The sequence below is a fragment of the Frankia sp. CeRuru1 genome (assembly GCF_977966315.1).
In genome coordinates this window covers 1-4776 of record NZ_CDWWEW010000388.1, presented here as the reverse complement: position 1 = coordinate 4776, position 4776 = coordinate 1, and the positions used below count along the sequence as shown (strand labels likewise).

Here is a 4776-nt window from a genome sequence, read left to right as displayed (position 1 = left end):
CACGACACGTATCGGTCGAGGAGGTCGAGGAGATCCCCGCCACGATGTTCTTGCGTGATCCGTTATGACGGAAGAACGTCGCAGTAGAGCACCGTCCCAGAGGACACTCCCGCCCCGTCCACGATCCGCTCAGGAGGGTTACCCGACGTGCTGATCCGAAGCGCCCGCCTGTTCCGCCGGATCGCCCTGACCGTGCTGGGTCTCGGCGTCCTCGGCCTCGGGATCGCGATGTTGGCGCTGCCGGGCCCGGGATTCCTCGTCGTGGCGCTCGGGTTCTTCATCCTGAGCCTGGAGTACGAGTGGGCGCGCGGCCGTTTCGAGCAGGCCCGGCGCAAGGCCGCCGACCTCGCCGATCAGGCGGCCGCGAACCGGTTCTCGTCGGCGTTCACGATTCTGTTCGCGCTGGGGATGATCGCCGCGGGAATCGCGTGGATCGTGGTCGACACCCTTCCCGCGTCCTCCGGGTGGTCCGGCGGAAGCCTGATCCTCAGTGGGCTCGTCATCCTGACCACCATGATCGTGAGTCTCTGGCAGGCGAAGGAGGCCCGCGATGCCGGCCGGCCCACGCCCGCCGAACTCCTCGCCCAACGGGAGCCGGAGAAAAGTCGATCCTGATGGGCGAAGGTCTACTGGCCCTGGGTGACCTGACTGATCCCGAGTACGTGCGGCTGGGCGTACACGCACTTGTACAGGGCCGCGCGGTCGACGGTCGACGCCTTCGCAACGTCGTACCGCAGCGGATAGATCCGGCTGGTGGCCAGCTGGTTGCGGTCCTTCGGCAGCTGGATGGCCCTGCCCACCGAAGGGCACGCGGCGCGCACCGCGTCCTTCTGCGCCTCGGTGGCTCCCGGGGCGAAGTACACGACGGCCTCCTGTTGCGGCGGCGGCCCGTCCAACGTCGCGTAGATCCCGAAGACGATCAGGCCGATGGTGGCGAGTACCGCCACGACGACCATCGTCCGGCGCCGAGGGTCGGCCAGGTAGCGAGCGGCACGGGTGACAGCAGGTGACGACGATGGGGCCACGTGGTGAGTCCTGTCACATCGGGGAAGGAAATCTGGTCCGGACGACGGCTGGAGCACCGCCATGACCGGACCCCCAACGTAGTCCGCCGAGCGGGTCCGTAAGGTAAACGCCCTCATGAGGCTTAGCGACCTCCGCCACGGGTAACCGCCGGCCCACCGCTGCGCGGCGTGCTCGTACCGGTTCACCGTCGACCGGCGGCGCTGTGCCCGCGATCGCGCCCAACGACGGGCGACCCCGATGACATCGACCCCGATGATCATCAATTATCCGACGATCATCGATCCAAAGATGATCACAACCAGTGGACCATGGGAGCGAGGAACAGGTCGTGCCATCCCTGATCGAGGACTACGCGCTGATCGGCGACACCCACTCCGCGGCGCTCGTGTCGCGCACTGGGTCGATCGACTGGTTGTGCCTGCCCCGATTCGACTCGCCGTCGTGCTTCGCCGCCCTGCTCGGCGACTCCGAGGCCGGCCACTGGAAGATCGCGCCCGTCGAGCCAGTCCTGGGCATCAGCCGGCGCTACCGCGGCGACACGCTGGTGCTGGAGACGGACATGACGACCGCGTCCGGCACCGTGCGCATCGTCGACGCGATGTTCCCCCGCGCCGGCACGCACACCGTGCTCCGCCTGGTCGAATGCCTCGAGGGTGCGGTCCACCTCCGATCGGAGACCCGGTTCCGCTTCGACTACGGCTCCATCGTGCCGTGGGTCCGCCGGGTGGACGAGCACACCATGTCGGCGGTGGCCGGGCCGGATGCGGTCACCCTGCGGACAACCGCCCCGATGGAGGGGCACGACATGGCCACCTACGCCGACTTCCACGTCGCCGCCGGCCAGTCGGTACCGTTCTCGCTGACCTGGACCCCCTCCCATCAGACTCCCCCGCCGTCCCACGACGTCCGGCGCATGATCACCCTCACCGAGGCGTGGTGGTCGGACTGGATGGCGGGCTGCACCTACGACGGCCAGTGGCAGCCGGCCGTCCGCCGGTCGCTGATCACCCTCAAGGCGCTCACCTACGCCCCGACCGGAGGGATCGTCGCCGCCGTCACGACCTCGCTGCCGGAGCACATCGGCGGCGTGCGCAACTGGGACTACCGGTACTGCTGGCTGCGGGACGCGACAATCACGCTGCTCGCCCTGCTCGACGCCGGGTTCACCAGCGAGGCGACCGCCTGGCGGGAGTGGCTGCTGCGCGCGGTCGCCGGTGACCCCTCCCGGGTACAGATCATGTACGGCGTGGCCGGGGAACGCCGGCTGCCCGAATACGAGATCCCGTGGCTACCGGGGTACGAGAACTCCGCCCCGGTGCGGGTCGGCAACGCCGCCGTCGACCAGTTCCAGCTCGACGTCTACGGCGAGGTCCTCGACGCCCTGCATGTCGCGCGGGTCGCGGTCGCCAACCGTCGCCAGCCCGTGCCCGGGCTGGCGCTCCCCGGCGGGCAGACCATCACCGAGAGCCATGCGGACGACTCCTGGCCGCTGCAGACCAAGCTGATGGACTTCCTCGAGACCGGCTGGCGGAAGACCGACGAGGGCATCTGGGAGGTACGCGGCCCCCGCCGCCACTTCGTCCACTCGAAGGTGATGGCCTGGGTCGCGGCCGACCGGGCGGTACGCGGGATCGTCGAGTCCCGGCTACCGGGCCCCGTCGACCGCTGGTCGGCGCTGCGGGACGAGATCCACACGGAGGTCTGCACCCGCGGGTTCGACTCCGAACGCAACACCTTCACCCAGTTCTACGGCTCCAAGGAACTCGACGCGGCGCTGCTGTACATGCCGCTGGTGGGGTTCCTGCCCGCCACCGACCCCCGCGCCGTGGGAACAGTCGCCGCCATCGAGCGGGAGCTGATGGAGGACGGGTTCGTCCTGCGATATCCGACGGCCGAGGACGGCGCGGTCGACGGACTGCCCGCGGGCGAGGGCGCCTTCCTGGCCTGCACCTTCTGGTTGGCCGACAACTACGCCCTGTCCGGGCGGGTCCACGAGGCTCAGGAGCTGTTCGAACGCCTACTGTCGTTGCGTAACGACGTCGGGCTCCTCGCGGAGGAGTACGACCCCAGGCTGGGCCGGATGACGGGTAATTTCCCGCAGGCGTTCAGCCACGTCCCCCTGGTCAACACCGCGCGGACGCTCACCGACGCGCTGCGCGGCACACCGCGCTCGCGCACCGACCGGGCCCACCCGCCCGGCCACTTCTTCGGCTGAGCCCGCAGGACACCCGGCTGGCTACCGGGCTGACTACCGGCTCGTAACATACCGTGCACGCCGATACTGGATTCGTACGATCGGCGTGATCGGGATTCACGCTTTCGACGGACGGACAGGGGACGGGCGTGGCAGGTCGCATCGCGGTGATCGGCGGTGGAATTCTCGGGCTGGCGGTCGCCCGTCGGCTCGGGCAGGTCGAACCGGGATCGGCCGTGACGGTGTTCGAGAAGGAACAGGACATCGCCCGGCATCAGACCGGCCGCAACAGCGGCGTCGTCCACGCCGGTCTCTACTACGTCCCAGGCTCGCTCAAAGCGACCCTGTGCCGCCGTGGGGTCGGGCTGCTGCGGGAGTTCTGCGCCACGCACCGCATCCGGTACGACGAGTGCGGCAAGATCGTGGTCGCCGTCGACAACAGCGAGCTCGAACGGTTGGCCAAGATCGAGAAGCGGGCGGCGGCGAACGGCGTACCGCGGACCCGGATGCTCGACGCCGACGAGCTGCGGTCCGTCGAACCCCACGCCCGCGGGGTCGCCGCCCTGCACTCACCCACCACCGCCATCATCGACTATCCCGGGGTCGCGCGGGCCCTGCGTACCGAGATCGTCGCCGCTGGCGGGACCGTGCGCACCGGAGCCGAGGTGATCGGGGTGGAGGATCGCCCAGCCGGCGTCCACCTCCGCCTCACGGTCGCCGGAACCGCGCGCGCGCGACCCAACGGCAATCACGAGCTAGCGTCCCGCAACGGTGGCCGGGTCGCCGTCGTCTCCGAAAGCGTCGGGCCGTTCGACCTGCTGATCTCTTGTGCCGGGCTGCAGTCGGACCTGGTTGCGACGCTGACCGGTGAGGACGCCTCCCCGCAGATCGTTCCCTTCCGGGGCGACTACTGGCTGCTGCGCCCCGAGCGGCGTGGCCTCGTCCATGGGCTGATCTATCCGGTTCCGGATCCGCGATATCCCTTCCTCGGCATCCATCTCACCAAGCGCATCGACGGGGAGATCCTGGTCGGGCCGAACGCGGTGCTGGCCACTGCCCGAGAGGGGTACACGGTCGGCACCGTCCAGGGCACCGACCTGCGACGGACGCTCGCCTGGCCGGGGTTCCACAAGATGGCGAAGACCCACTGGAAGACCGGCGCCAAGGAGATGCTGCGCACGGCGAGCAAGCGGGCCTTCGTCGCCGAGGCCCGGCGCTATGTCCCCGAACTGCGGGCCACCGACGTGGTTCGCGGCCCCGCGGGAGTCCGGGCCCAGGCCGTCGCCCGCGACGGTAGCCTCGTCGACGACTTCGTCCTGTCCCACAACGGGCGGGTCGTGCATGTCCGTAACGCGCCATCTCCCGGCGCGACGGCATCGTTGGCGATCGCTGAGCATATCGTCAGCAAAATCGTTCCCGAGCGGGCCGGCTGACAAGCCCGAGAAACCGACCCGCCGTCTACTTGCCGCCGTCTACTTGCCGCCGGCTTCACCGACCCCGAGGTGACGCTGAACCCGGATCCCGCCCGCTTCGAGGCGGGTGAACAGATCCGGAGG

4 protein-coding genes are annotated in these 4776 nt (G+C 69.4%); 3 read left to right on the top strand and 1 reads right to left on the bottom strand.

Going from position 1 to position 4776, the window contains the following annotated elements; all coding sequences use genetic code 11:
- Positions 1 to 147: 147 nt before the first annotated feature.
- Complete coding sequence (locus tag AC08OP_RS21010) at positions 148 to 615, top strand: PGPGW domain-containing protein (protein WP_476615752.1); 468 nt, start codon at positions 148 to 150, stop codon at positions 613 to 615.
- 11 nt (positions 616 to 626) lie between these two features.
- Here the strand turns inward: AC08OP_RS21010 and AC08OP_RS21005 are convergent, their stop codons facing one another.
- Positions 627 to 1025 (bottom strand): hypothetical protein, encoded by a 399-nt coding sequence (locus AC08OP_RS21005; RefSeq protein ID WP_462203487.1) that lies wholly within the window; start codon positions 1023 to 1025, stop codon positions 627 to 629.
- 329 nt (positions 1026 to 1354) lie between these two features.
- On the opposite strand from AC08OP_RS21005, the gene AC08OP_RS21000 reads away from it, so the two are divergent.
- Together AC08OP_RS21000 and AC08OP_RS20995 are read left to right on the top strand one after the other, a co-directional pair.
- Positions 1355 to 3241 (top strand): glycoside hydrolase family 15 protein, encoded by a 1887-nt coding sequence (locus tag AC08OP_RS21000; protein WP_476615751.1) that lies wholly within the window; start codon positions 1355 to 1357, stop codon positions 3239 to 3241.
- A gap of 128 nt (positions 3242 to 3369) precedes the next feature.
- Positions 3370 to 4653 carry an L-2-hydroxyglutarate oxidase gene (locus AC08OP_RS20995; RefSeq protein ID WP_476615750.1) on the top strand — a complete coding sequence of 428 codons (1284 nt, stop codon included), beginning with the start codon at positions 3370 to 3372 and terminating at the stop codon, positions 4651 to 4653.
- The last annotated feature ends 123 nt before the right edge of the window (positions 4654 to 4776 follow it).